The organism is Pseudomonas sp. L5B5, from assembly GCF_020520285.1.
Classification (GTDB): domain Bacteria; phylum Pseudomonadota; class Gammaproteobacteria; order Pseudomonadales; family Pseudomonadaceae; genus Aquipseudomonas.
On the sequence record NZ_CP084742.1, the window covers coordinates 3,656,991 to 3,679,687 of the forward strand.

At 65.8% G+C, this 22,697-nt stretch carries 25 protein-coding genes; 21 read left to right on the top strand and 4 right to left on the bottom strand.

Translation table 11 applies throughout. The annotated features are described in order from the left end of the window. Positions 1-134 precede the first annotated feature (134 nt). The 20 genes from LGQ10_RS16695 to LGQ10_RS16790 all read left to right on the top strand — a co-directional run bounded on the left by LGQ10_RS16695 (position 135) and on the right by LGQ10_RS16790 (position 17,092). Positions 135-851, top strand: a complete 717-nt coding sequence (locus tag LGQ10_RS16695; RefSeq protein WP_058434834.1) for a beta-ketoacyl synthase chain length factor — start codon at positions 135-137, stop codon at positions 849-851. Further along, the gene (locus tag LGQ10_RS16700; RefSeq protein ID WP_058434835.1) at positions 827-1,648 is read left to right on the top strand and encodes a lysophospholipid acyltransferase family protein; all 822 of its coding nucleotides are present in this window, start codon (positions 827-829) and stop codon (positions 1,646-1,648) included. Before LGQ10_RS16695 ends, LGQ10_RS16700 begins: the two co-directional genes overlap by 25 nt. Beyond that, positions 1,617-1,889, top strand: a complete 273-nt coding sequence (locus tag LGQ10_RS16705) for a phosphopantetheine-binding protein (protein ID WP_058434836.1) — start codon at positions 1,617-1,619, stop codon at positions 1,887-1,889. Before LGQ10_RS16700 ends, LGQ10_RS16705 begins: the two co-directional genes overlap by 32 nt. Positions 1,890-1,898: 9 nt before the next feature. Continuing rightward, entirely contained in the window at positions 1,899-2,153 is a 255-nt protein-coding gene (locus tag LGQ10_RS16710) for an acyl carrier protein (RefSeq protein WP_058434837.1), read from the top strand. Beyond that, positions 2,150-2,695, top strand: coding sequence for a hypothetical protein (locus tag LGQ10_RS16715; protein ID WP_058434838.1), 546 nt, complete (start codon positions 2,150-2,152; stop codon positions 2,693-2,695). The genes LGQ10_RS16710 and LGQ10_RS16715 overlap by 4 nt, the downstream gene beginning before the upstream one ends. Then, complete coding sequence (locus LGQ10_RS16720; protein ID WP_226522610.1) at positions 2,692-4,365, top strand: AMP-binding protein; 1,674 nt, start codon at positions 2,692-2,694, stop codon at positions 4,363-4,365. Before LGQ10_RS16715 ends, LGQ10_RS16720 begins: the two co-directional genes overlap by 4 nt. A 19-nt stretch (positions 4,366-4,384) precedes the next feature. Then, the gene (locus tag LGQ10_RS16725) at positions 4,385-5,119 is read left to right on the top strand and encodes a glycosyltransferase family 2 protein (protein WP_226526149.1); all 735 of its coding nucleotides are present in this window, start codon (positions 4,385-4,387) and stop codon (positions 5,117-5,119) included. After that, positions 5,116-6,060 (top strand): glycosyl transferase, encoded by a 945-nt coding sequence (locus LGQ10_RS16730; RefSeq protein WP_058434840.1) that lies wholly within the window; start codon positions 5,116-5,118, stop codon positions 6,058-6,060. The genes LGQ10_RS16725 and LGQ10_RS16730 overlap by 4 nt, the downstream gene beginning before the upstream one ends. After that, a complete protein-coding gene (locus LGQ10_RS16735) occupies positions 6,041-7,585 on the top strand; it encodes an HAL/PAL/TAL family ammonia-lyase (RefSeq protein WP_226522611.1) in 1,545 nt (514 codons plus the stop codon). Before LGQ10_RS16730 ends, LGQ10_RS16735 begins: the two co-directional genes overlap by 20 nt. After that, positions 7,578-8,003, top strand: a complete 426-nt coding sequence (locus LGQ10_RS16740; protein ID WP_226522612.1) for an acyl-CoA thioesterase — start codon at positions 7,578-7,580, stop codon at positions 8,001-8,003. Before LGQ10_RS16735 ends, LGQ10_RS16740 begins: the two co-directional genes overlap by 8 nt. Further along, positions 8,000-8,605, top strand: a complete 606-nt coding sequence (locus LGQ10_RS16745) for an outer membrane lipoprotein carrier protein LolA (protein ID WP_226522613.1) — start codon at positions 8,000-8,002, stop codon at positions 8,603-8,605. The genes LGQ10_RS16740 and LGQ10_RS16745 overlap by 4 nt, the downstream gene beginning before the upstream one ends. After that, positions 8,589-10,931: an MMPL family transporter gene (locus LGQ10_RS16750; protein ID WP_226522614.1), complete on the top strand. Its 2,343-nt coding sequence runs from the start codon at positions 8,589-8,591 to the stop codon at positions 10,929-10,931. Before LGQ10_RS16745 ends, LGQ10_RS16750 begins: the two co-directional genes overlap by 17 nt. A 149-nt stretch (positions 10,932-11,080) precedes the next feature. Then, positions 11,081-11,842, top strand: a complete 762-nt coding sequence (locus LGQ10_RS16755) for a class I SAM-dependent methyltransferase (protein WP_226522615.1) — start codon at positions 11,081-11,083, stop codon at positions 11,840-11,842. Continuing rightward, positions 11,839-12,324, top strand: coding sequence for a DUF3261 domain-containing protein (locus tag LGQ10_RS16760; RefSeq protein WP_226522616.1), 486 nt, complete (start codon positions 11,839-11,841; stop codon positions 12,322-12,324). The genes LGQ10_RS16755 and LGQ10_RS16760 overlap by 4 nt, the downstream gene beginning before the upstream one ends. Continuing rightward, positions 12,321-13,514, top strand: coding sequence for a beta-ketoacyl-[acyl-carrier-protein] synthase family protein (locus LGQ10_RS16765; RefSeq protein ID WP_058436870.1), 1,194 nt, complete (start codon positions 12,321-12,323; stop codon positions 13,512-13,514). Before LGQ10_RS16760 ends, LGQ10_RS16765 begins: the two co-directional genes overlap by 4 nt. Continuing rightward, positions 13,511-13,984, top strand: a complete 474-nt coding sequence (locus LGQ10_RS16770) for a hotdog family protein (RefSeq protein ID WP_058436869.1) — start codon at positions 13,511-13,513, stop codon at positions 13,982-13,984. Before LGQ10_RS16765 ends, LGQ10_RS16770 begins: the two co-directional genes overlap by 4 nt. Further along, positions 13,981-14,709, top strand: a complete 729-nt coding sequence (fabG, locus tag LGQ10_RS16775) for a 3-oxoacyl-ACP reductase FabG (RefSeq protein ID WP_058436868.1) — start codon at positions 13,981-13,983, stop codon at positions 14,707-14,709. Before LGQ10_RS16770 ends, fabG begins: the two co-directional genes overlap by 4 nt. Further along, positions 14,709-15,935 (top strand): beta-ketoacyl-ACP synthase, encoded by a 1,227-nt coding sequence (locus tag LGQ10_RS16780; RefSeq protein WP_226522617.1) that lies wholly within the window; start codon positions 14,709-14,711, stop codon positions 15,933-15,935. Before fabG ends, LGQ10_RS16780 begins: the two co-directional genes overlap by 1 nt. Positions 15,936-15,952: 17 nt before the next feature. Beyond that, positions 15,953-16,399 (top strand): hypothetical protein, encoded by a 447-nt coding sequence (locus LGQ10_RS16785; protein ID WP_226522618.1) that lies wholly within the window; start codon positions 15,953-15,955, stop codon positions 16,397-16,399. 201 nt (positions 16,400-16,600) lie between these two features. Next, complete coding sequence (locus LGQ10_RS16790; protein ID WP_226522619.1) at positions 16,601-17,092, top strand: excinuclease; 492 nt, start codon at positions 16,601-16,603, stop codon at positions 17,090-17,092. On the opposite strand, the gene LGQ10_RS16795 is transcribed toward LGQ10_RS16790, so the two are convergent. Then, complete coding sequence (locus LGQ10_RS16795) at positions 17,060-17,959, bottom strand: LysR family transcriptional regulator (protein WP_226522620.1); 900 nt, start codon at positions 17,957-17,959, stop codon at positions 17,060-17,062. The genes LGQ10_RS16790 and LGQ10_RS16795 overlap by 33 nt on opposite strands. Positions 17,960-18,077: 118 nt before the next feature. On the opposite strand from LGQ10_RS16795, the gene LGQ10_RS16800 reads away from it, so the two are divergent. Next, positions 18,078-19,352: an MFS transporter gene (locus LGQ10_RS16800; protein WP_226522621.1), complete on the top strand. Its 1,275-nt coding sequence runs from the start codon at positions 18,078-18,080 to the stop codon at positions 19,350-19,352. Between the two features lie 90 nt (positions 19,353-19,442). Here the strand turns inward: LGQ10_RS16800 and LGQ10_RS16805 are convergent, their stop codons facing one another. The 3 genes from LGQ10_RS16805 to LGQ10_RS16815 form a co-directional block, all read right to left on the bottom strand. Continuing rightward, positions 19,443-19,790 (bottom strand): YgiW/YdeI family stress tolerance OB fold protein, encoded by a 348-nt coding sequence (locus LGQ10_RS16805; protein ID WP_226522622.1) that lies wholly within the window; start codon positions 19,788-19,790, stop codon positions 19,443-19,445. 134 nt (positions 19,791-19,924) lie between these two features. Beyond that, complete coding sequence (gene hemE / locus LGQ10_RS16810) at positions 19,925-20,992, bottom strand: uroporphyrinogen decarboxylase (protein WP_226522623.1); 1,068 nt, start codon at positions 20,990-20,992, stop codon at positions 19,925-19,927. Positions 20,993-21,218: 226 nt separating this feature from the next. Further along, a complete protein-coding gene (locus LGQ10_RS16815; protein WP_058435788.1) occupies positions 21,219-22,637 on the bottom strand; it encodes an FAD-dependent oxidoreductase in 1,419 nt (472 codons plus the stop codon). Positions 22,638-22,697 lie beyond the last annotated feature (60 nt).

Genomic DNA, 22,697 nt, shown 5'->3' on the forward strand with positions numbered 1-22,697 from the left:
CCATCCGGCATTTGCTACAAGGGTGTTGCACCGGGATAATGCGCGCCACCAACGCTTTCGCGTTCCCCAGGCCCGGCGCCACCCCCAGCACCGTCGCCACGTCAAGGAAGCCCGCAGGGGCGGGATGAAACCAAGTGATCAAGTTCAATATCGCTCAATGGCGTGCGTGGGCCCCTGGGCTCGAAAGCGTGGACGCCTGGCAGGCCTGGAGCCAGCAACCGGCCCTGGCGCAGAGCAGCGATAGCGCACCTGACGTGTCCTTCCTGCCCGCCATGCAGCGCCGCCGCCTCAGCCGCCTGGCTCGCATGGCATTCAGCGTGGGCTGGCCCCTGGCCGAGGGCCTGGAGCACCTGCCCCTGGTGTTCATTTCCCGCCACGGCGAAACCCCGCGAACCTTCGAGATCCTCAGCGACCTGGCCGCCGAGCAACCCTTGTCGCCCACCCAGTTCAGCCTTTCGGTGCACAACGCGATCATTGGCCTGTGGTCCATCATGCGCGGCGAAACCAGCGAGATGACCGCACTGGCCGCAGCCGGCGACGGCCTGGAGCACGGCATGCTGGAAGCCGCCGCGCTGCTGGCCGACGGCGCCCCCCATGTGCTGCTGGTGATCACTGAAGAGCAGCCGCCAGAGGCCTATGCCCGCTGGATCGACGACGTACCCTTCCCTTATGCCGTGGCCCTGCTGTTGACCCCTGGCGAGGACTGGCAACTGTCGCTGGGCAGCCATGCCGACCAGTCCCGGGCTCCCTGGCCCCATGCCCTGAACCTGTTGCGCACCCTGCTTGGCCCGCAATCCCATTGCCAACATGCCTGGATGAATCGTGTATGGACCTGGCAACGCAACCTGTGAACGCCAAGGGGCGTGACGCCTACTACTGGCGCCTGGTGGCCACGGCGCTGAGCTTTGCAGTGTTCGGAACAGGTGGTTTGTGCCTGCGCCTGGTGATCTTTCCCCTGCTTGCGTGCCTGCCCGGGGATGCCAGCCGTCGGCGCCAGCGGGCGCGCGCAACCATCAGCCGGCTGTTCTGGCTGTTCATCCGTTTCATGGCCAGGAGCGGCGTGCTCACCTACGAGGTCCAGGGCAACGGGCAACTGGGGCGCCCGGGCCAGATGATCATCGCCAACCATCCCTCGCTGATCGACGTGGTGTTCCTGATCGGCCTGGTGCGCGACGCCAACTGCGTGGTCAAGGACAGCCTGTGGAACAACCCGTTCACCCGCGGCCCGGTGCGCACGGCCCGGTACATCAGCAACGACGGCAGCCTGGAGATGCTCGACAGCGCCTCCCAGGCCTTGCAGGAAGGACAGACCCTGATCGTCTTTCCCGAGGGCACCCGCACCCACCCTGGCACCGCGCCCACCTTTCATCGGGGGGCCGCGGCGATCGCCCTGCGCGGTGCCAAGATCATCACTCCGGTAGTGATCCGGGTCAGCCCCAGCACCCTGACCAAGGCCGAGCCCTGGTACCGGATCCCGCAACGCCGTGTGCACTTCAGTTTTCACGTCGGTGCCGATATAGACCCACAGACCTTTGCCGCCCAGGGCCCCGCACCCCAGGCGTCGCGCAAGCTCAATGAGCACTTGCACCACTATTTCATCAAGGAGCTCGCCAGAGATGAGCGATACACACCCGGACCTGATGCTTGAAATCAAACGGCTGATCATCGATGCCCTGGGCCTGGAAGACATCAGCGTCCAGGACATCGGCGACCAGCAGACACTGTTCGGCGAGGGCCTCGGCCTGGACTCGGTGGACGCCCTGGAACTGGGCCTGGCGATCCAGAAGAAGTACGGCATCAAGATCGACGCCGACGCCAAGGACACCCGCAATCACTTCAGCAACGTGGCGAGCCTTGCGGCCTTCGTCACTGCGAAACAGGCAGCTTGAGAACCGACCATGCAAACCCGTGACGACATCTTCAACACCCTGCGCGATGCCCTGGTCGAGCTCTTCGAGCTGGAACCTGCCAGCATCAGCCTGGATTCCAACCTGTACCAGGACCTGGAAATCGACAGCATTGACGCCGTCGACCTGATCGACCACATCAAGCGCCAGACCGGCAAGAAAATCGCTGCCGAGGAATTCAAGTCGGTGCGTACCGTCAACGACGTGGTCGAGGCGGTCTACCGTCTGGTCCAGCCGAGCGCATGAGTCGGCTGATCGGCCTGGGCCTGTTGCTGGCCGGCCTGCTTTATCCCTTCGCCGTGTACTTCGGCATGGAGCACTTCGCGGCATGGCAATTCGGCCTGCTGCTGGGCGGCCTGTGGCTGGCCCGGGCCCTGACCGGTGAACGTCGTCCCGGCAGCCTGTGGATGGCTGGCGCGGCGATCGTCTTCTGCCTGTTGCTGGCCTGGTTCGACCACCCCGGGCTGTTGCGCTGGTATCCGGTGCTGATCAGCGCCTGCATGCTCGTGCTGTTCGGCCTGAGCCTCAGGTACGGCCCGCCGGTGGCAGAGCGCCTGGCCCGCTTGAGCGAGCCGGACCTGCCGGAAAAGGCCATACGCTACACCCGCCAGGTGACCATCGCCTGGAGCCTGTTCTTCCTCTGCAACGGCCTGATGGCGGCGGCGCTGACGCTCTGGGCGCCGCTGGACTGGTGGATGCTGTACAACGGCCTGATCGCCTATGGGCTGATGGGCCTGTTGTTTGCCATCGAATGGCTTTTACGACAACGGGTACGAGGCCGCAGATGAACTGGATTCCCCTTGAGCAGCTCTTGCTCGGGACACAACGGCCACGGTGGGTCAGTGCCCATCCCGCCATCGATCTTGAATCCCTGCAGGCACGGGCGCTGAGCCTGGCCGCAGCGCTCCGGGAGCGGGGCGTGGAGCGCGTGGCGATCCACCTGGACGATGCGGTGGAACTGGCGGTGGCCCTGCTCGGGGCCTGGCGGGCCGGGGCCAGCGTGCTGCTGCCCGCCGACCTGCAAGCCAAGACTCGCCAACGCTGGACAGCCGAAGTGGACCTCTGGCTGACCGACCAGGACCCTCCTTTGCCTGCGCCCACCGCCAGCCCCCTGGCAGCCGCCGCACTGGACCTGGACACCTGCCGGCTGAGCCTGTGCACCTCCGGCTCCAGCGGCGAACCCAAGCGCATCGACAAGCAGCTGCGCCAGTTGGCCAACGAGGTCCTGGCCCTGGAACAGCTCTGGGGCGATGACCTGGGCCAGGCCTGGATCATCGGCAGTGTTGCCACCCAGCACATCTACGGCCTGCTGTTCCGGGTGCTCTGGCCCTTGTGCGCCGGGCGCCCTTTCCTGCGGCGCCAACTGGCCTTCCCCGAAGACCTGCAACGGGCCAGCCGCGAGTGCCCGACATTCGCCTGGGTCGCCAGCCCCGCGCTGCTCAAGCGCATGGGCGACAACCTCGACTGGCCGGCCCTGAGCCTGGTCCGGCGGGTATTTTCCTCCGGCGGCGCCTTGCCGAAGGAAGCTGCCGTCAGCCTGCACCAGCGCCTGGGGCAGTGGCCCACGGAGATCCTCGGCAGCTCGGAAACCGGCGGCATCGGCTGGCGCCAGGGCGCAACCCTGTGGCAGCCGTTCACCGAGGTGCAGTTGAGCCAGGACGCCGACGGCGCGCTGTTGATCGCCTCGCCCTATCTGCCGGCCGGGCACATCGAGCACAGCGCCGATGCCGCGCGGATCGCCGCCGATGGCCGTTTCGAGCTGCTCGGGCGCCTGGATCGCATCGTCAAGCTGGAAGAGAAACGCATCTCCCTGCCCATGCTGGAGCATGCCCTGGAGAGCCACGCCTGGGTCGCGGAAGCTCGCCTCGGGGTGATCGAGGAAAACCGCGCGTACCTGGGGGCGCTGCTGGTGCTCAGCGATTGCGGCCTGCATGCCTTGCGCAACCAGGGCCGGCGCAACCTGACCCAGGCCCTGCGTCAGCACCTGGCACAACACTGCGAAGCCCTGGCCCTGCCACGACGCTGGCGCCTGCTGCGCCAACTGCCTCTCAACGCCCAGGGCAAGCTGCCCCAGGCCGAGGTCCAGGCCCTGCTTCTGGCAGCACGTCCACAGCACCCCGAAGTGCTGGAGCGAGTGCAGCACGAGGGCGAATGGCGCCTGCAACTGGCGATTCCCCCGGACCTGGCCTACTTCAGCGGCCACTTTCCCCAGACCCCGGTCCTGCCGGGCGTGGTGCAAGTGGACTGGGCCCTGGCCCTGGGCCAGCAGCTGCTTGAACTACCGGGGCGTTTCGCCGGCATGGAAGTGCTGAAATTCCAGCAGCTGGTGCGCCCCGGCGACCGCATTCAGTTGAACCTGCGGTTCGACGCCCAGCGCCAGAAGCTGTACTTCGCCTACCTCAACGACGGCGCCCCCTGTTCCAGCGGGCGTATCGTCCTGGAGGCGAGCTGTGGATAAGTTATCCAGCGGCGCGCCTGTGCATAACCCTTGTGCGGTGATTCCGGTCTACAACCATGAAACCGCCGTGCCGGCAGTCCTTGAGGCACTCCTGCAACAGGGCCTGCCTTGTGTCCTGGTAGACGACGCAAGCAGCCCGCAGTGCGCCAGCGTGCTGCAACAACTGGCCGGTCGCGAGCAGGTGTTCCTGGTCCGTCTGGCGGTCAACCAGGGCAAGGGGGGCGCGGTCATGGCCGGGCTGCGCGAAGCCGCTCGCCTGGGTTTCAGCCATGCCCTGCAAGTGGACGCCGATGGCCAGCATGACCTGGCGGATGTGGATAACTTCATCCAGCGCTCACGCCTGGCGCCCCAGGCCCTGGTCTGCGGTTATCCACAGTACGACGCCAGCGTGCCCAAGGGACGGCTGTACGCCCGCTACCTGACCCATGTCTGGGTATGGATCAACAGCCTGTCGTTGCAGATCCCCGACTCCATGTGCGGCTTCCGGGTCTACCCATTGGCGCCCACCCTGGCCCTGATCGATTCGGTGGCCCTGGGCCGGCGCATGGATTTCGATCCGGAAATCCTGGTGCGCCTGTCCTGGCGCAACCAGGCCATGCTCTGGCTGCCAACCCGGGTCCACTATCCACAGGATGGCCTGTCGCACTTTCGCCTGTGGCACGACAACGCCCTGATTTCCACGATGCACGCCAAGCTGTTCTTCGGCATGCTGGCGCGCCTGCCACTGATTCTCTGGCGTCGGTGGCGAGCATGAACCGGCCGCCTTCGAGCCGGCACTGGGCCGAGCACAGTGAACGCGGCAGCTTCTGGCTGATGAAGCTCACAGCCTTCGGCGTGCGGGTATTGGGTCGCCGGGCGCTGGGCCCGCTGCTGTACGCCATCGTCTTCTACTTCTTTGTGTTCGGTCGCAGCGCCCGCCGCAGTATCTGGCAGTACCAGGAGCGCCTGGCACGCTTTGCCGGACGCGACGACCTGCTGCCCAGCCAACGCCGGGTATTCGGCCAGTTCATGGCCTTCGCCGATGCCCTGCTGGACAAGCTCGACGTCTGGAACGGCAAGCTGCGCCTGGAACAGATCGAGATCGTCGACCCGGCGGGCCTGCGCCAGCAACTGCGCGGCGAACGCGGGCAACTGCTGGTGGGCGCGCACCTGGGCAACCTGGAGGTCTGCCGGGCCCTGGCCGAACTCGGCGAACAAGTGACCATGAACGTGCTGGTGCATACCCGGCATGCCGAACGCTTCAACCGCCTGCTGGGCGAGGCCGGGGCCAGCAACCTGCGGCTGATCCAGGTCAGCGAGCTGGACCCGGCGATCATGTTGCAGCTGAGCCAGCGCCTGGAGCGCGGCGAATGGCTGGCGATCGCCGGTGACCGGGTGCCGCTGCACGGTGGACGCAACGTGCAGGTGGATTTCCTCGGTCACCCAGCGGCGTTTCCCCAGGGGCCATGGCTCCTGGCCGGACTGCTCAAGTGCCCGGTCAACCTGTTGCTGTGCCTCAAGCAGCAGGGACGCTACCAGGTGATCCTCGAACCCTTCGCCGATGCCGTGCGCTGGACGCGCAGCGATCGCCAGCAGGTGATCGCGCAGTGGGCCGCCCGCTACGCCGAGCGCCTGGGCCAGTATTGCCAGCAGGCCCCGCACCAGTGGTTCAACTTCTACCCATTCTGGAAAACCGATGACGACCTCGACTCCTGAGCCGGTAACCTTCGGCGAACACCCCTTGCGCATCGAAGACGTGCTGGCCCTGGCCAACCGCCAGCGGCCCGCGCAGCTGCAAGGCGACGCCGCCTGGCGCCAGCGGATTGCCAAGGGCGCGCAGTTCCTCGACTCCCTGCTGGACAAGGAGGGGGTGATCTACGGCGTAACCACCGGCTATGGCGACTCATGCGTGGTGGCCGTGCCGCTGGAGCATGTCGAGGCCCTGCCCCGTCACCTGTACACCTTCCACGGTTGCGGCCTGGGCCAGCTACTCGATGCCCAGGCCACCCGCGCGGTGCTGGCCGCCCGCTTGCAGTCGCTGTGCCATGGGGTCTCCGGGGTGCGCGTGGAACTGCTCGAGCGCCTGCAAGCCTTTCTCGACCTGGACATCCTGCCGCTGATCCCGCAGGAAGGCTCGGTGGGTGCCAGCGGTGACCTGACGCCCCTGTCCTACGTGGCCGCCACCCTGTCCGGCGAGCGCCAGGTGCTGTTTCGCGGCGAGCATCGCGAAGCCGCCGAGGTGCACCGTGAGCTGGGCTGGCAACCCCTGGTGCTGCGGCCCAAGGAAGCCCTGGCACTGATGAACGGCACCGCCGTGATGACCGGCCTGGCCTGCCTGGCGTTCGCCCGCGCCGACTACCTGCTGCGCCTGGCAACCCGCATCACCGCCTTGAACGTGGTGGCCCTGCAAGGCAATCCGGAACACTTCGATGAACGCCTGTTCGCCGCCAAACCCCATCCCGGGCAAATGCAGGTGGCCGCCTGGCTGCGCCAGGACCTGGCGATCGATGCGCCAGCCGCGCCCCTGCATCGCCTGCAGGACCGCTACTCCCTGCGCTGTGCACCCCATGTACTGGGCGTGCTGGGCGACAGCCTGGGCTGGCTGCGCTCGTTCATCGAGACCGAACTCAACAGTGCCAACGACAACCCGATCATCGATGCCGAGGACGAGCGTGTGCTCCACGGCGGGCACTTCTATGGCGGGCATATCGCGTTCGCCATGGACAGCCTGAAGAACCTGGTGGCCAATGTCGCCGACCTGCTGGACCGGCAACTGGCCTTGCTGGTGGACGTGCGCTACAACCACGGCCTGCCGAGCAACCTGTCCGGCGCCAGCGCCGAACGCGCCATGCTCAACCACGGCTTCAAGGCCGTGCAGATCGGCGCCAGCGCCTGGACCGCCGAAGCCTTGAAAAACACCCTGCCGGCCAGCGTGTTCTCACGCTCCACCGAGTGCCACAACCAGGACAAGGTGAGCATGGGCACCATCGCCGCCCGCGACGCCATCCGCGTACTGGAACTCACCGAGCAAGTGGCAGCCGCCGCCCTCCTGGCCGCCAACCAGGGTGTCTGGCTGCGCAGCCGCGAAGCTGATGCCCGGCCATTGCCAGCAGCCCTGGATGCCATGCACCGGCAACTGGCCGAGGATTTTGCGCCGGTGATCGAGGACCGCGCCCTGGAAGGCGAACTGCGCCTGTGCCTGCAACGCATCGCCCAGCAACACTGGAGGCTGCATGCGTAGCCGGGGAGTGATACATGCCGACAGCCAGATCCAGGTGCCATTCTTCGATGTCGATACCTTGCACGTCGTCTGGCACGGGCACTACGTCAAGTACCTGGAAATCGCCCGCTGCGCCCTGCTCGACAAGCTCGGGCACAACTACCTGCAGATGCGCGACTCCGGCTACGCCTGGCCGGTGATCGACCTGCAGCTGCGCTACGTGCGTGGCGCGGTGTTCGGCCAGACCCTGAACGTGCGCGCCAGCCTGGTGGAGTGGGAGAACCGCCTGAAGATCAACTACCTGATCACCGACCTGGCCACCGGCGAACGCCTGACCCGCGCCAGTTCGGTGCAGGTGGCCGTGGACATCGCCAGCCGCGAAATGCAGCTGGCCTCGCCCAGTGTGTTCACCGATGCCGTGGAGCGCCTGCTGCCATGACCTTCTGCAAACGCTTGCTGCTGACCTGCTTGTGGGGGCTGTGCCTGCCTGCCCTGGCCCAGGCCTTCGACCTGCAACAACTGAGCGACCAGCTGTCGCGGCCGGAGGTCATCCACGGCCGCTTCATCCAGGAAAAGCACCTGCGAGCCCTGCCCCAACCGCTGACCAGCAAGGGCCAGTTCGTCCTGGCCAAGCAGCACGGCCTGCTGTGGTTGCTGCAGGCGCCGCTGCGCCAGGACTACCGCATCACGCCCAAGGGCATTGCCCGGCGCGATGCCGAAGGCTGGCAGATGCTGCCAGGCAAGAGCGCCGGTGCCGAGCAGAACCGCCTGTTCCTGGCCGTGTTGCAAGGCGACAGTAGCGGCCTGCAGCGGGATTTCGAACTCAAGCTGCAAGGCAGCGCACAGGACTGGCACCTGCAACTGATCCCGCGTTCGTTGCTGCTGCAGCAGATTTTCACCCGGATCGACATCGACGGCGGCAACCTGGTGCAACGCATCCAGTTGCTGGAAGCCCAGGGCGACCGGACCGTGCTGATCCTGCAGGACGGCACCAGCGCCCAGCCCTTGAGCGACGCGGAGCAGCATGACTTTGCCGAGTGAACGCTGGTTGCCCCGATTGTTCCTGACCCTGCTGGCCCTGGTGCTGGCCTTCGGCGCGTGGCAATGGCGCCATGGCGCACCGCTGTCGGCCAACCTCATGGAACTGGTGCCCGGCACAGCCCCCGACGCCCTGGAACTGCAGGCTGAACAACGCATGCAGGAGCCGTTGAATCGGGAGATCCTGGTGCTAGTGGGCCATGCCGAGCGCCAGCGAGCCCTGGAAATGGCCCGCGAGCTGGGCGAGCAGTGGCAAGCCAGCGGGCTGTTCGACAAGGTCCAGTGGAACCTGCAGGCCGACCTGCCAGCGTTGCGCAAGCAACTGCTGCAAGGTCGCCTGGCCATGCTGTCGGCCAAGGACCGCGAGCAGTTGATCGGCCACCCCCAGGCGTTCATCCAGCAACGGGTACAGGGCCTGTTCGACCCTTTCGCCAGCTTCACCCTGGTGCCCAGCCAGGAGGACTGGCTGGGCCTGACCGGGCGCATCCAGAACAGCCTGCCGCAGCACGCCAGCGTGCAGCTGGACATCGGCAGCGGTGCCCTGGTGGCCGAGGCCGATGGCAAGCACTGGGTGCTGCTGCGGGCCCACACCGCCGGCAATGCCTTCGACCTGCAGTTGCCCCTGCAAGTGGCCGAGCTATTGCAGCACAGCCGTGAACACGCGGCCCGGCAACAGGCCCAACTGCTGGCGGCCAGCGGCTTGCTGTACGCCGCCAACGGCCAGCAGCAGGCCACCCGGGAAATCTCCTGGGTCGGCGGCGGCGCGACCCTGGGCATCCTAGCGCTGCTGCTGCTGGCGTTCCGCCGCTGGCGCGCCTTGCTGGCCTTCTTCCCGGTGCTGGTGGGCATGCTGTTCGGTGCCGTGGCCTGCGTCGCCCTGTTCGGGCACATGCACGTCATGACCCTGGTACTGGGGTCGAGCCTGATCGGCGTCGCCATCGATTATCCCCTGCACTACCTCTCCAAGAGCTGGAGCCTGAAACCCTGGCGCAGTTGGCCAGCCCTGCGCCTGACCCTGCCGGGGCTGAGCCTGAGCCTGGCCACCAGCTGCATCGGCTATCTGGCTCTGGCCTGGACCCCGTTCCCGGCCCTGACCCAGATCGCCACCTTCTCCGCCGCCGGCCTGCTGGGCGCCTACCTGGCCGCGGTGTGCCTGCTGCCCGCGCTGCTCAAGCACGTCGAACTGCGCCCGACGCAATGGCCGCTGCAGGTCGCCGAAGCCCTGCTCGAACTGCGGGCGAAGCTGTTGGCGAAAGTACCGAGCCCGGCTCTGCTGGTCTTGCTGGCGCTGTTCTGCGCGGCCGGCCTGTGGCAACTCCAGAGCAAGAACGATATACGCCAGTGGGTCGGTGCCCCGCCGCAACTGCTGCAAGAGGCCCAGGCCATCGCCCGGATCACCGGCTACCAGCCCACCAGCCAGTTCTTCCTGGTGCGCGCAGCCGACCAGCAGCAACTGCTGGAACGGCTCGACGCCCTGGATGAACGCCTGCAACCCCTGGTGAACCTGGGCAAGCTCAAGGGTTACCTGTCGCTCAATCAATTGCTCAGCCAGCCGACGCAACAGCAGCAGGTGCGAGCAGCCCTCGGTCAGCTGCCAGGAGCCTGGCAACCCTTGCTGGAGCTGGGTGTGCCCGAACAGGCACTGCAAGCCGAGCTCGAGCAGTTGCAGGCGCTGCCCCTGCTCGACATCGACAGCGCCCTGCAAGGACCGCTGGCCGAACCTCTGCGTCCACTCTGGCTGGGGGCCAACGCCGAGGGCGTGGCCGCCCTGGTCAGCTTGCAGGGCCTGAACGACGCCCCCCTATTGCGGGTCCAGGCCGACGACCTGCCGGGAGTACAACTGGTGGACCGCCTGGGCGAGTTGAACCAGGTATTCGCCGCCACCCAGCTCAGCGCCGCCGAGCTCAAGCTGGCCTCCTGCGTGTTGATCGTGCTGTTGCTGATCCTGCCTTTCGGTGTCGGTGGCGCCCTGCGCCTGGTCGCCCTGCCGCTGCTGGCGGCCCTGTGCAGCCTGGCTAGCCTTGGCTGGCTGGGACAACCCCTGACATTGTTCAGTCTGTTCGGCCTGCTGCTGGTCACCGCCATCAGCGTCGATTACGCGATCCTCATGCGCGAGCAGATCGGCGGAGCCGCCGTGAGCCTGCTGGGTACCCTGCTGGCCGCGCTGACCACCTGGCTGTCGTTCGGCCTGCTGGCCATTTCCAGCACCCCGGCGGTGAGCAACTTCGGCCTGGCCGTCAGCCTCGGCCTGGCCTTCAGTTTCATCCTCGCGCCCTGGGCCGGCCACTCGCCGCCCCCGGACGAGAAAACGAGGCAAGCGTCATGCTGAGCCTGCCATCGGCCGCGACAGGCGCGGCCTCCCTGAACCAGAACCCCGCCCAACCGGCAAGGAGCCCTCGTGCCAACAGTTGAAATGGACCTGCGCCAGGTCGTGACCCGCGCTTTCGCCCCCTCGGCAACCGGCACGAGGACTTGCCCATGAACGGCCAGGCCTCGCCTTACCTGAGCGACAGCTACGTCGAAGAGACCCGCTTCGGCTTCTGGTTCCTGCGTAGCCACACCTGGCAGCACCATGTGCTGCGGGTGGCGATCAACGACCTGCGCTCGCTGTTCGACAGCGAGCCCCCCCGCAACCCGGTGCTGCTGGATGCTGGCTGTGGCCAGGGCAAGTCCTTCCAGCACCTGCGCCAGGTATTCGCCCCGCAACGCCTGATCGGCATCGATGCCGACCCGCACAGCCTCAAGCTCAGTGCCGAGGAAGCCCGGCGCCAGCAAGGGGAGGTGGAGCTGATCGGCAGCGACTGCGCGACCCTGAAACTGGCCGACGACAGCGTCGACCTGCTGTTCTGCCACCAGACCTTCCATCACCTGGTGGAACAGGAAAAAGCCCTGGCCGAGTTCTATCGTGTACTCAAGCCCGGCGGCTACCTGCTGTTCGCCGAGTCCACCGAGGCCTACATCGACACCTGGGTAATCCGCTGGCTGTTCCGCCACCCGATGCACGTGCAGAAAAGCGCCGACGAGTATTTGCAGATGATTCGCCAGCAAGGCTTCGAGTTCACCCAGGACAACGTGTCCTATCCCTACCTGTGGTGGAGCCGTGCCAAGGACTTCGGCCTGCTGGAACGCCTTGGCCTGCGCCAGCCCCCACCGGTGGGCCAGCGGGAAGAAACCCTGGTCAACGTCGTGGCCCGCAAGCCGCTCGTCCCGCCTGCCGCCAGGCAGGACCTGGCCGAATGATCCGTGCCCTGCTGCTCGGTTGTGTCCTGTTGCTGAGCGCTTGCGTCAGCCAGGCGCCGCTGCCCGAGCGCACGCCCTCGCTGGTGCTGCCATTGCAGCTCCACGTGCAGCGCCAGGCCCAGGGCCAACGCCAGGACTGGCTGTTGGTGATCCAGGCCGAAGGCTCCAGCCTGCGCTGGTCGCTGATGGACCCCCTGGGCATCCCCCAGGCCCGCCAGCGTCTAGTGGAAGGCCACTGGCAGGCCGACGGCCTGCTGCCACCCAACCCCGAGGCCCGGGAGTTGTTCGCGGCCCTGCTGTTCGCCCTGACGCCTGCGGCCGAGCTACCGGCCAACTACCCGGACGCCCGCCAGCAGGACGCCCAACGGACCCTCGGCCCACGCTGGCGAGTCGACTATCAACACGCTCTGGACTTCACATTGAACCTGCCCCAAGGCCTGTATTACCACATCACTGCATTGAGCAACGAGGCCACGCCATGACGGCCTACCTCAACGCCCTCGGGGTGATCTGCGCCCTGGGCGACACTCGCCAGGACGTCGCCCGCCACCTGTTTGCCGGCGATTGCTCGGGCATGCGCGAAGAAAGCCACTGGGTGCCCGAGCGCACCTTGCCGGTGGCGGCAGTGCGCAGCCCGCTGCCCAACATGCCGGCCGGTCTCGAAACACAGAACAGCCGCAACAACCAATTGCTGCTGCAGGCCACCCGGCAGATCGAGGACGATATCCACCAGGCCGTCGCACGCTACGGCCGTGGCCGCATCGGCATCGTCCTGGGCACCAGCACCTCGGGGATCGACGAAGCCAGCCGCGGCATCGGCCACTACCTGCAGGACCGGCAATTCCCGGCCGACTACGACTACCGCCAGCAGGAGCTCAGCGCCCCGGCGAACTTCCTCGCCGAGTGGCTGCAACTGAGCGGCCCGGCCTATGTGATCTCCACCGCCTGTACCTCCAGCGCCCGGGCCCTGATCAGTGCCCGGCGCCTGCTCGACCTGGACCTGTGCGATGCCGTGCTGTGTGGTGGGGTCGACAGCCTGTGCAAGCTCACCCTCAACGGCTTCACGGCCCTGGAGGCGGTCTCCGGGGAGCGCTGCAATCCGTTTTCGCGCAACCGCAATGGCATCAACATCGGTGAGGCGGCGGTGCTGTTCCTGATGACCAGGGAACCTGGCCCGGATTCGATCGCTTTGCTTGGCGCAGGCGCCAGCTCGGATGCCTACCATATTTCCGCTCCGGCGCCGGACGGTCGCGGCGCCCTGCAGGCCATGAACCTGGCACTGAGCAGCGCCGGCCTGCAACCGCAGCAGATCGCTTACCTGAACCTGCACGGCACCGCCACCCAGCACAATGACGCCATGGAAAGCCTGGCCGTGGCGCAGCTGTTCCCCGACGGCGTGCCCTGCTCCTCGACCAAACCCATGACCGGGCATACCCTGGGCGCCGCCGGGGCCCTGGAAGCGGCGTTCTGCTGGCTGGCCCTGGGCAGCGACAACCCCGGTCACGCCCTGCCGCCCCATGTCTGGGACGCCCAGGCCGATCCGGCGTTGCCGGCATTGCACTGGGTCACACCGGCCGACCGCCTGGCCCTACACGCACCACGCCGCCTGATGAGCAATTCCTTCGCCTTCGGCGGCAACAATGTCAGCCTGATTATCGGAGACGCCCCATGATTGACTGGCCGCTCGCCGAACTGCTGCCCCACGCCGCAGACATGATCCTCATCGACCAGGTGCTGGCCTTTGATGAAGAACAGATCCGCACCCGCCTCCAGGTTCGCCCGGGGGGCTTGTTCAACCGCCCCGACGGCAGCCTGCCGGCCTGGCTCGGCATCGAGCTGATGGCCCAGAGCGTCGCCGCCTACGCCGGTTGTCGCGCCCGCCAGCAAGGCCTGCCGGTGGAGTTGGGTTTCCTGCTGGGCACTCGCCGATTCGAATGCAATGTCGAGCACTTTGCCGTTGGCAGCACCCTGGAAATCCATGCCCTGCGCTCTCTGGAAGACGACAATGGCATGGGCGTGTTCGAGTGCCATCTCAGTGGCCCGGGCATTGCCGCCAGCGCGCGCCTGAACGTCTATCGCCCGCCCCAGGCCGGCGATTACCTGCATGAAACACCTGCCTCTTCTACAGGAACCCCGTCATGACTGACTCCGTACTGGTCACCGGCTCCAGCCGTGGCATCGGTCGCGCCATCGCCCTGCGCCTGGCCCAGGCTGGTTACGACCTGGTGCTGCACTGCCGCACTGGCCGTGCCGAAGCCGATGCCGTCCAGGGCGAGGTCCAGGCCCTGGGCCGCAGCGCCCGCGTCCTGCAATTCGATGTGGCCGACCGCGCCGCCTGCAAGGCCGTCCTGGAGGCCGACGTCGAGGCCCATGGTGCCTATTACGGCGTGGTGCTGAACGCCGGCCTGACTCGCGACGGTGCGTTCCCGGCCCTCGGCGAGGACGATTGGGACCAGGTGCTGCGCACCAACCTCGATGGCTTCTACAACGTCCTGCACCCGGTGATGATGCCGATGATCCGGCGCCGCGCACCGGGGCGAATCGTCTGCATCACCTCGGTCTCGGGGCTGATCGGCAACCGTGGCCAGGTCAACTACAGTGCCTCCAAGGCCGGCGTGATCGGCGCCGCCAAGGCCCTGGCCATCGAGCTGGGCAAGCGCAAGATCACCGTCAACTGCGTCGCCCCGGGGCTGATCGATACCGCCATGCTGGATGAGAACGTGCCAGTGGAAGAACTGCTGAAAATGATTCCTGCGCAGCGCATGGGCACCCCCGAGGAGGTCGCCAGCGCGGTGAACTTCCTGGTGTCCGCCGAGGCCGCCTACATCACTCGCCAGGTGCTGGCGGTCAACGGGGGCCTGTGCTGATGAAACGCGTGGTCGTCACCGGAATGGCCGGCATCACCTCCCTGGGCCGCGACTGGGACAGCATTGCCGAACACTTTGCCGCCAACCGCAGCGGTATCCGGCGCATGGACGAGTGGGATCGGTTCAGCGAGCTCAACACCCGCCTGGCTGGTCCCATCGACGATTTCCAGGTCCCCGGGCACTGGACCCGCAAGCAGTTGCGCAGCATGGGCCGGGTCTCGCGGCTCGCAGTCGGCGCCGCCGAACAGGCGCTGGCCGATGCCGGCCTGCTGGACGATCCCTCGATCAAGGATGGGCGCATGGGCGTGGCCTGCGGCTCGTCCACCGGCAGCACCGAGGAGATCAAGGCCTTCGGCAACATGCTGCTGAACTCGGTGGCCGAAGGGCTCAATGCCAACTCCTACGTGCGCATGATGCCCCACACCACGGCGGCCAATATCAGCATCTTCTTCGGCCTCACCGGACGCTTGATCCCCACCTCCAGCGCCTGTACCAGCGGCAGCCAGGGCGTCGGTTATGCCTATGAGGCGATCAAGTACGGCCGTTTGCCGATGATGCTCGCCGGAGGTGCCGAGGAACTGTGCCCCACCGAGGCCATGGTGTTCGATGCGCTCTATGCCACCAGCTTGAAGAACGACGCGCCCCACACCAGTCCGCGGCCCTACGACTGCGATCGCGACGGCCTGGTGATCGGTGAAGGGGGCGGCATGCTGGTGCTCGAGGAGCTTGAGCACGCCCTGGCCAGGGGCGCGCGGATCCACGCGGAAATCGTCGGTTTCGGCAGCAACGCCGACGGCCAGCACACCACCCGCCCGGAGCAGAGCACCATGCGCCGGGCCATGGAACTGGCCCTCGAGGATGCGGCCCTGGCGCCAGCGGCCATTGGCTACGTCAACGGCCATGGCACGGCCACCGAACAGGGCGACATTGCCGAGACCCAGGCCACCAGCAGCCTGTTCGGCAGCCGCATGCCCATCAGTTCGCAAAAGAGTTTCCTCGGCCACACCCTCGGTGCCTGCGGGGCCCTGGAATCCTGGTTCAGCATCGAGATGCTCAAGCGCGACCTCTACGTGCACACCTGCAACCTGGACCGGGTCGACCCTCGCTGCGGCGAGCTGGACTACCTGCAAGGCGGCTTGCGTGCCATGAGCCACGAATACGTAATGAACAACAACTTTGCCTTCGGCGGGGTCAACACGTCGTTGATCTTCCGTCGCTGGTCCTGACCCCTGGAGAAAATGGAATGTCTTCCCTGTTTCGCGCCACCTTGATTGTCCTTGCCCTGCTGGGCACCTCGGCCTGTACCAGCAAGCCGATGTACACCCCCAATCGCATCATTCCGGCCACCATCCAGGCCGACCACGAGCAGGTCAAACAGGCAATCCTGAAGAACCTGGTGGCCCGCCAGTGGACGGTGCAACGCATCAGCCCGGAGCTGATCCAGGCCGAGATCACCGTGCGCGAGCAGTTCCACGCAGAGATCGACATCCAGTACTCCGCCAACAACTACAAGATCGTCTACCGCGACAGCCGCGCCCTGGACTACAAGGACGGCAAGATCCACAAGAACTACATCCGCTGGGTACGCCTGCTGGACAAGGGCATCCTGCGGGACCTGCGCGACGGCCAGAACCAGCGCACCGCGCAGCAACTGTCCAACTCCGCCAAGGCCTTTCCCGCGGCCCAATGACCTGGGTAGCCGCTGTCGAGCGCCAGCGAGGCTGCGCACGCGCGCAAAGCGGGCGCAGATCCTGAAGGCCTGACGGCCCAGGCGCAGCCTCGCCAGCTCGACAGCTCGACAGCGGCTACAAGATCGATCAGCGTCTACACTCGCAACAGCGGGCCGACGCGCCATGACGGCTTGCCTTTCACATCCGTCAAGGAGCCGACCATGCAAGTGAAAGCGCTGATTGCCCTGGCCCTGTTGTCCGTCTTCAGCCCCGTCAGCCAGGCCACCAACCTGATGTACATGCCTTTCGAGAGCGTGGTATCCGATGCCCTGCGGGCCGGGCGCCTGGATGGCAGCGTGACGTTCCACCTGGCGGGCAACCCGCATCCCCCGGTGCTCCGGGTCAAGGTCACCGAGCTGGCCACCAACAAGAAGACCAATGCCTTCAACAAGAGCGATATCGCCGCCTGCGAATGGGCTCTGCAATCGGCCCTGATCACCCTGCAGGCCGCGGCCAAGCGGGTGGGCGCCAATGCCGTGACCAACATCGTCAGCTACTACAAGCACCATGTACGCAAGGACCTCAACACCTACGAGTGCCATGCCGGGGTGCTGATGGCTGGCGTGGCGCTGCGCGGCGACCTGGTGTTCCTGCAGACCCCGCTCCGCCCCAACGCACCCTCAGGACGTGGCCCCGGTCTTGCGCGTCAATAGCTCGACGAACCCCCTGGCCATGGGCGAGCACTGGTCCTTGCGTTGTACCAGCCACACCGCGGTCATGGCGTCCGGGTCCAGCAGCCGGCGATAGACCACGCCGTCGATACGCATGCGCTGGTAGGACGCCGGCAGCACCGAAACCCCCAGGCCTGCGGCCACCAGGCCGATGATGGTCATGGCTTCCGAAGCCTCCTGGGCAAAATGCGGAGTGAAACCGGCCTCCCGGGACAGGTTCAACAACTGGGCATACAAGCCGCTGCCATAACTGCGGGGAAAGAACACGAAGGGCTCCTGGGCCAGCTCGGACAGGTGCAGCCCTTCTTCGCGGCCGGTGGCCAGCGGATGCTTGGAACTGAGCACCGCCACCAGCGGCTCGCGCAGCAGTTCCACCACCGACAGCGCATCCGGCAGGGGCAAGGGCCGCATGATGCCGACCTGGATGTCCTGGTCCACCAGCGCCTGGGCCACCTGGGTGCTGCTCATTTCCTTGAGCTTGAGGTACACGGCGGCAAAGCGCTGGCGAAAGGCGAAGATCGCCTGGGGAATCGTCGAGTTGAAGGGCGCCGACGAGGTGAAGCCGATCTTCAGCTCACCCAGCTCGCCCAGTTGCGCGCGCCGCGCCACATCGGCCGCCTTGTCCACCTGGGCCAATGCCAGGCGTGCCTCTTCGAGGAACAGCCGGCCGGCCTCGCTGAGCTCGACCCGACGATTGGTACGCTCGAACAGGCGCGCGCCCAGCTCCTGCTCCAGGGCCTGGATCTGCTGGCTCAGGGGCGGCTGGGAGATGCCCAGGGCCTGGGCAGCGCGACCGAAGTGCAGCTCTTCGGCAACAGCGATGAAGTAGCGCAGGTGACGCAATTCCATGGGGGCTCCATTGAGTCGTTAAACCTATCAAACAGGTCGAACAATATATTGGAAGGAATCATTAGCCAGCTATATGCTTTTTCCATTGCCTGATTGGCTGCGCTCCCCCGAGGCCCCCGTGAAAACCGCTGTCGCCCCCCTTGCCCACGAAATCCCTTCCACTCCTTCACCCCTGGACGAGGTGGTCGCCCAACTCAACGACGTCTACATCGAGAAAGGCACGCCGATGTTCATGCGCACGGTACTGGCGCTGTTCTCCGGCGGTTTCGCCACCTTTGCCCTGCTGTACTGCGTGCAACCGATGATGCCGCTGCTGTCCCGGGGTTTCTCCATCAACGCGGCCCAGAGCAGCCTGGTGCTGTCGGTGTCCACTGCGCTGCTGGCCGTCGGCCTGCTGGTCACCGGGCCGATTTCCGATCGCATCGGGCGCAAGCCGGTGATGGTGGCGGCCCTGCTGGCCGCCGCATTGTGCACCATCGCCAGCGCGCTGATGCCCAGCTGGCAGGGGGTGCTGATGATGCGTGCGCTGGTGGGGCTGTCCCTGAGTGGCCTGGCGGCGGTGGCCATGACCTACCTGAGCGAGGAGATCCATCCACAGCACATCGGCCTGGCCATGGGCCTGTACATCGGCGGCAACGCCATCGGGGGCATGACCGGCAGGCTGATCACCGGCGTACTGATCGATTTCGTCAGCTGGCATACGGCAATGCTCGTCATTGGCGCCCTGGCGCTGATCGCCGCGGCGGTGTTCTGGCGCATCCTGCCCGAGTCGCGCAACTTCCACCCCCGCTCGCTGCATCCGCGCAGCCTGCTGGAGGGCTTCACCCTGCACTTTCGCGATGCCGGCCTGCCGCTGCTGTTCCTCGAGGCCTTCGTGCTGATGGGCGCATTCGTCACCCTGTTCAACTACATCGGCTACCGCCTGCTGGCCGCGCCGTACCACATGGACCAGGCCTTCGTCGGCCTGCTGTCGGTGGTATATCTGTCGGGGATCTACAGCTCGGCGAAAGTCGGTGCCCTGGCCGACCGCCTGGGGCGCCGCAAGATGCTCTGGGCCACCATCGTGCTGATGCTTGCCGGTCTTGCCCTGACCCTGCTGGAGTCGCTGCCGGTGGTGATCATCGGCATGCTGGTGTTCACCTTCGGCTTCTTCGGGGCGCATTCGGTGGCCAGCAGCTGGATCGGCCGCCGCGCCACCAAGGCCAAGGGCCAGGCCTCGTCACTGTACCTGTTCAGCTACTACGCCGGCTCGAGCATCGCCGGCACCGCAGGCGGGGTGTTCTGGCACATGGCGGGCTGGAATGGTATCGGCCTGTTCATCGGCGCCCTGTTGCTGGTGGCCTTGCTGGCGGCCTTGAAGCTGGCCAAGCTGCAACCGCTGGCGGCGCCCTGAACCCAAGGCAAGCATGCCGGCGCCCGACTCCCGCAGAGCATCTGCAAGGTCGGGCGCCGGCCTCAGTATCGTGCGAAACGAACGAGCGGCTTACTTGATGATTTCCACCAGGTCGACGTCGATCTCGCGCTTCATCAATCCGTTCTCCACCTCGCCGGTCAACTTGACCAGGGTCTTGTCGTTGAACGGCACGGGGGGCAGGTTCTCGTCGTCGATCTCCACAGTGATGGTGCCACTGGAGTCCTTGAATTCGTATTTGTCGTCGTTATCCAGCTTCTTGGTGACATAACCCTGGAGTACCACCGGGGTGTCGTCCGAGGCATCCTTGGCGGCCACGACGGTGGTGACCGCCTGGGCACCAGGGCCGGTGTAGCCGGCGGCCAGGGCAGCGGTGCTGAACAACGGAGCGAGCAAGAGCACGAGGTAACGGGTTTTCATGGCAGTGATCCAGTGTGGGTTTCGATGCAGCCAGGTTAACCACCCAGGCTGAATTGAAACTTAATCGGCGCCCTTGCCTTTTCACCCGCAAGAAAAAGCCCGGCCAAGGCCGGGCTCGATCGCAGCAAGTGCGATTACTCGTGGTATTGCGCCGACAACTCATGCACCGCCTGCAGGAAGGCGCCCGCATGTTCCGGGTTCACTTCCGGGGTGATGCCATGGCCCAGGTTGAACACGTGGCCGCTGCCCTTGCCGTAGCTGGCGAGGATGCGCGCAACTTCGCTACGGATCGCCTGCGGGTTGGCGTAGAGCACGGTGGGGTCCATGTTGCCTTGCAGCGACACCTTGCTGCCGACCCGGCGCCGGGCTTCGCCGATGTCACAGGTCCAGTCCAGGCCCAGGCTGTCTGCGCCGGCGTCGGCAATGCTTTCCAGCCACAGGCCGCCGCCCTTGGTGAAGAGGATCACCGGAACCTTGCGTCCATCATGTTCGCGGATCAGGCCGCTGACGATCTTGCGCATGTAGGCCAGGGAGAACTCCTGATAGGCCGCTGCCGAGAGGCTGCCACCCCAGCTGTCGAAGATCTGCACCGCCTGGGCGCCGGCCTTGATCTGGCCGTTGAGGTAGCTGGTGACCGACTGGGCCAGCTTGTCCAGGAGCAGGTGCATGGCCTGAGGGTTGTCGTAGAGCATGGCCTTGGACTTGCGGAAGTCCTTGGACGAACCGCCTTCGACCATGTACGTGGCCAGGGTCCAGGGGCTGCCGGAGAAACCGATCAGCGGCACGCGGCCGTTGAGCTCACGACGGATGGTGCTGACCGCATCCATCACGTACCCCAGGTCCTTGTGCGGATCGGGGATCGGCAAGGCTTCGATATCAGCCAGGGTACTGACCACTTTCTTGAAGCGCGGGCCTTCGCCGGTCTCGAAGTACAGGCCCTGCCCCATGGCATCGGGAATGGTCAGGATGTCGGAGAAGAGGATTGCCGCATCCAGCTGTGGATAACGATCCAGCGGCTGCAGAGTGACTTCGCAGGCGAACTCCGGGTTCATGCACAGGCTCATGAAGTCGCCGGCATTGGCACGGCTGGCGCGGTACTCAGGCAGGTAGCGCCCGGCCTGACGCATCATCCACACCGGGGTGACGTCTACGGGTTGCTTGAGCAGGGCACGAAGGAAACGGTCGTTCTTCAGGGCAGTCATGTCGGCATCCGGAAAAAAAGTGGGGGCATTTTCTCAGAGCGCGACATAAAAGGCACGGCAAGAGCCGTGCCTTTTATCTATAGGGGCAATTTGTCACACAGAAGCCCCCGTACAACCAACCTGTAGGAGCGAAGCTTGCTCGCGATAGCGGTGGATCAGCCAGCATTCGTGTTGCCTGACACACCTTGATCGCTAGCAAGCTTCGCTCCTACAAAGGCGACGACGATCAGACGCCCAGGTAGTCGAGGATGCCTTCGGCGGCGTTGCGCCCTTCGAAGATCGCCGTCACCACCAGGTCGGAACCACGCACCATGTCGCCACCGGCGAAGATCTTCGGGTTGCTGGTCTGGTGCTTGAACGTGCCCTGTTCCGGCGCCACGACCCGGCCCTGGCTGTCGGTCCGGATCTGGAACTGCTCGAACCAGGGTGCCGGGCTCGGGCGGAAACCGAAGGCGATGACCACGGCGTCGGCCGGGATGATCTCCTCGGAGCCCGGGATCGGCTCGGGGCTGCGACGGCCACGGGCATCCGGCTCGCCGAGACGGGTCTCGACCACCTTCACGCCCTCGACCTTGTCTTCGCCGACGATGGCGATGGGCTGGCGGTTGTAGAGGAACTTCACGCCTTCTTCCTTGGCGTTCTTCACCTCTTTGCGCGAGCCGGGCATGTTGGCTTCGTCGCGCCGATAGGCGCAGGTCACCGACTTGGCACCCTGGCGAATGGAGGTGCGGTTGCAATCCATCGCGGTGTCGCCGCCGCCGAGCACCACCACCTTCTTGCCGTTCATGCCGATAAAGTCTTCCGGCGACTTTTCAAAGCCCAGGTTGCGATTGACGTTGGCCACCAGGAAATCCAGCGCGTCGTACACCCCAGGCAGGTCCTCGCCGGCAAAGCCGCCCTTCATGTAGGTGTAGGTGCCCATGCCCATGAACACCGCGTCGTACTCGGCGAGCAGTTGCTCCATGGTCACGTCCTTGCCGACCTCGGTGTTGAGGCGGAACTCGATGCCCATGCCGCTGAAGACTTCACGGCGATTGCTCAACACGGTCTTTTCCAGCTTGAACTCGGGGATGCCGAAGGTCAGCAGGCCGCCGATTTCCGGATTCCGGTCGAACACCACCGGGGTCACGCCGCCACGCACCAGCACGTCGGCGCAGCCCAGGCCCGCAGGGCCCGCGCCGATGATCGCCACGCGCTTGCCGGTCGGCTTGACCTTGGACATGTCCGGGCGCCAGCCCATGGCGAAGGCGGTGTCGGTGATGTACTTCTCCACCGAGCCGATGGTCACCGCGCCAAAACCGTCGTTCAGGGTGCAGGCCCCCTCGCACAACCGGTCCTGCGGGCACACCCGGCCGCAGACTTCCGGCAGGGTGTTGGTCTGGTGTGACAGTTCGGCGGCGGCGAGGATGTTGCCCTCGGCCACCAGCTTGAGCCAGTTGGGAATGAAGTTGTGCACCGGGCACTTCCATTCGCAATACGGGTTGCCGCAACCCAGGCAGCGGTGGGCCTGGTCGGCCGACTGCTGGGGTTTGAAGGGTTCGTAGATCTCCACGAACTCTTTCTTGCGCTGACGCAACAGTTTCTTCTTCGGATCCTTGCGCCCGACATCGATGAACTGGAAGTCGTTATTCAGACGTTCAGCCATTATCAAAACCTCTATACAGCAGCTGCAAGCTATGAGCTGCAAGCCGCAAGTCGATCACTA

Bases quoted from the DNA above. Each gene is read 5' to 3' on its own strand.
- LGQ10_RS16780 (WP_226522617.1), top strand. From the start codon at position 14,709: ATGAAACGCGTGGTCGTCACCGGAATGGCCGGCATCACCTCCCTGGGC.
- LGQ10_RS16715 (WP_058434838.1), top strand. From the start codon at position 2,150: ATGAGTCGGCTGATCGGCCTGGGCCTGTTGCTGGCCGGCCTGCTTTAT.
- LGQ10_RS16760 (WP_226522616.1), top strand. From the start codon at position 11,839: ATGATCCGTGCCCTGCTGCTCGGTTGTGTCCTGTTGCTGAGCGCTTGC.
- LGQ10_RS16745 (WP_226522613.1), top strand. From the start codon at position 8,000: ATGACCTTCTGCAAACGCTTGCTGCTGACCTGCTTGTGGGGGCTGTGC.
- hemE (WP_226522623.1), bottom strand. From the start codon at position 20,992: ATGACTGCCCTGAAGAACGACCGTTTCCTTCGTGCCCTGCTCAAGCAA.
- fabG (WP_058436868.1), top strand. From the start codon at position 13,981: ATGACTGACTCCGTACTGGTCACCGGCTCCAGCCGTGGCATCGGTCGC.
- LGQ10_RS16730 (WP_058434840.1), top strand. From the start codon at position 5,116: ATGAACCGGCCGCCTTCGAGCCGGCACTGGGCCGAGCACAGTGAACGC.
- LGQ10_RS16770 (WP_058436869.1), top strand. From the start codon at position 13,511: ATGATTGACTGGCCGCTCGCCGAACTGCTGCCCCACGCCGCAGACATG.
- LGQ10_RS16735 (WP_226522611.1), top strand. From the start codon at position 6,041: ATGACGACCTCGACTCCTGAGCCGGTAACCTTCGGCGAACACCCCTTG.
- LGQ10_RS16720 (WP_226522610.1), top strand. From the start codon at position 2,692: ATGAACTGGATTCCCCTTGAGCAGCTCTTGCTCGGGACACAACGGCCA.
- LGQ10_RS16755 (WP_226522615.1), top strand. From the start codon at position 11,081: ATGAACGGCCAGGCCTCGCCTTACCTGAGCGACAGCTACGTCGAAGAG.
- LGQ10_RS16740 (WP_226522612.1), top strand. From the start codon at position 7,578: ATGCGTAGCCGGGGAGTGATACATGCCGACAGCCAGATCCAGGTGCCA.
- LGQ10_RS16710 (WP_058434837.1), top strand. From the start codon at position 1,899: ATGCAAACCCGTGACGACATCTTCAACACCCTGCGCGATGCCCTGGTC.
- LGQ10_RS16700 (WP_058434835.1), top strand. From the start codon at position 827: ATGGACCTGGCAACGCAACCTGTGAACGCCAAGGGGCGTGACGCCTAC.
- LGQ10_RS16790 (WP_226522619.1), top strand. From the start codon at position 16,601: ATGCAAGTGAAAGCGCTGATTGCCCTGGCCCTGTTGTCCGTCTTCAGC.
- LGQ10_RS16815 (WP_058435788.1), bottom strand. From the start codon at position 22,637: ATGGCTGAACGTCTGAATAACGACTTCCAGTTCATCGATGTCGGGCGC.
- LGQ10_RS16805 (WP_226522622.1), bottom strand. From the start codon at position 19,790: ATGAAAACCCGTTACCTCGTGCTCTTGCTCGCTCCGTTGTTCAGCACC.
- LGQ10_RS16785 (WP_226522618.1), top strand. From the start codon at position 15,953: ATGTCTTCCCTGTTTCGCGCCACCTTGATTGTCCTTGCCCTGCTGGGC.
- LGQ10_RS16750 (WP_226522614.1), top strand. From the start codon at position 8,589: ATGACTTTGCCGAGTGAACGCTGGTTGCCCCGATTGTTCCTGACCCTG.
- LGQ10_RS16765 (WP_058436870.1), top strand. From the start codon at position 12,321: ATGACGGCCTACCTCAACGCCCTCGGGGTGATCTGCGCCCTGGGCGAC.
- LGQ10_RS16795 (WP_226522620.1), bottom strand. From the start codon at position 17,959: ATGGAATTGCGTCACCTGCGCTACTTCATCGCTGTTGCCGAAGAGCTG.
- LGQ10_RS16705 (WP_058434836.1), top strand. From the start codon at position 1,617: ATGAGCGATACACACCCGGACCTGATGCTTGAAATCAAACGGCTGATC.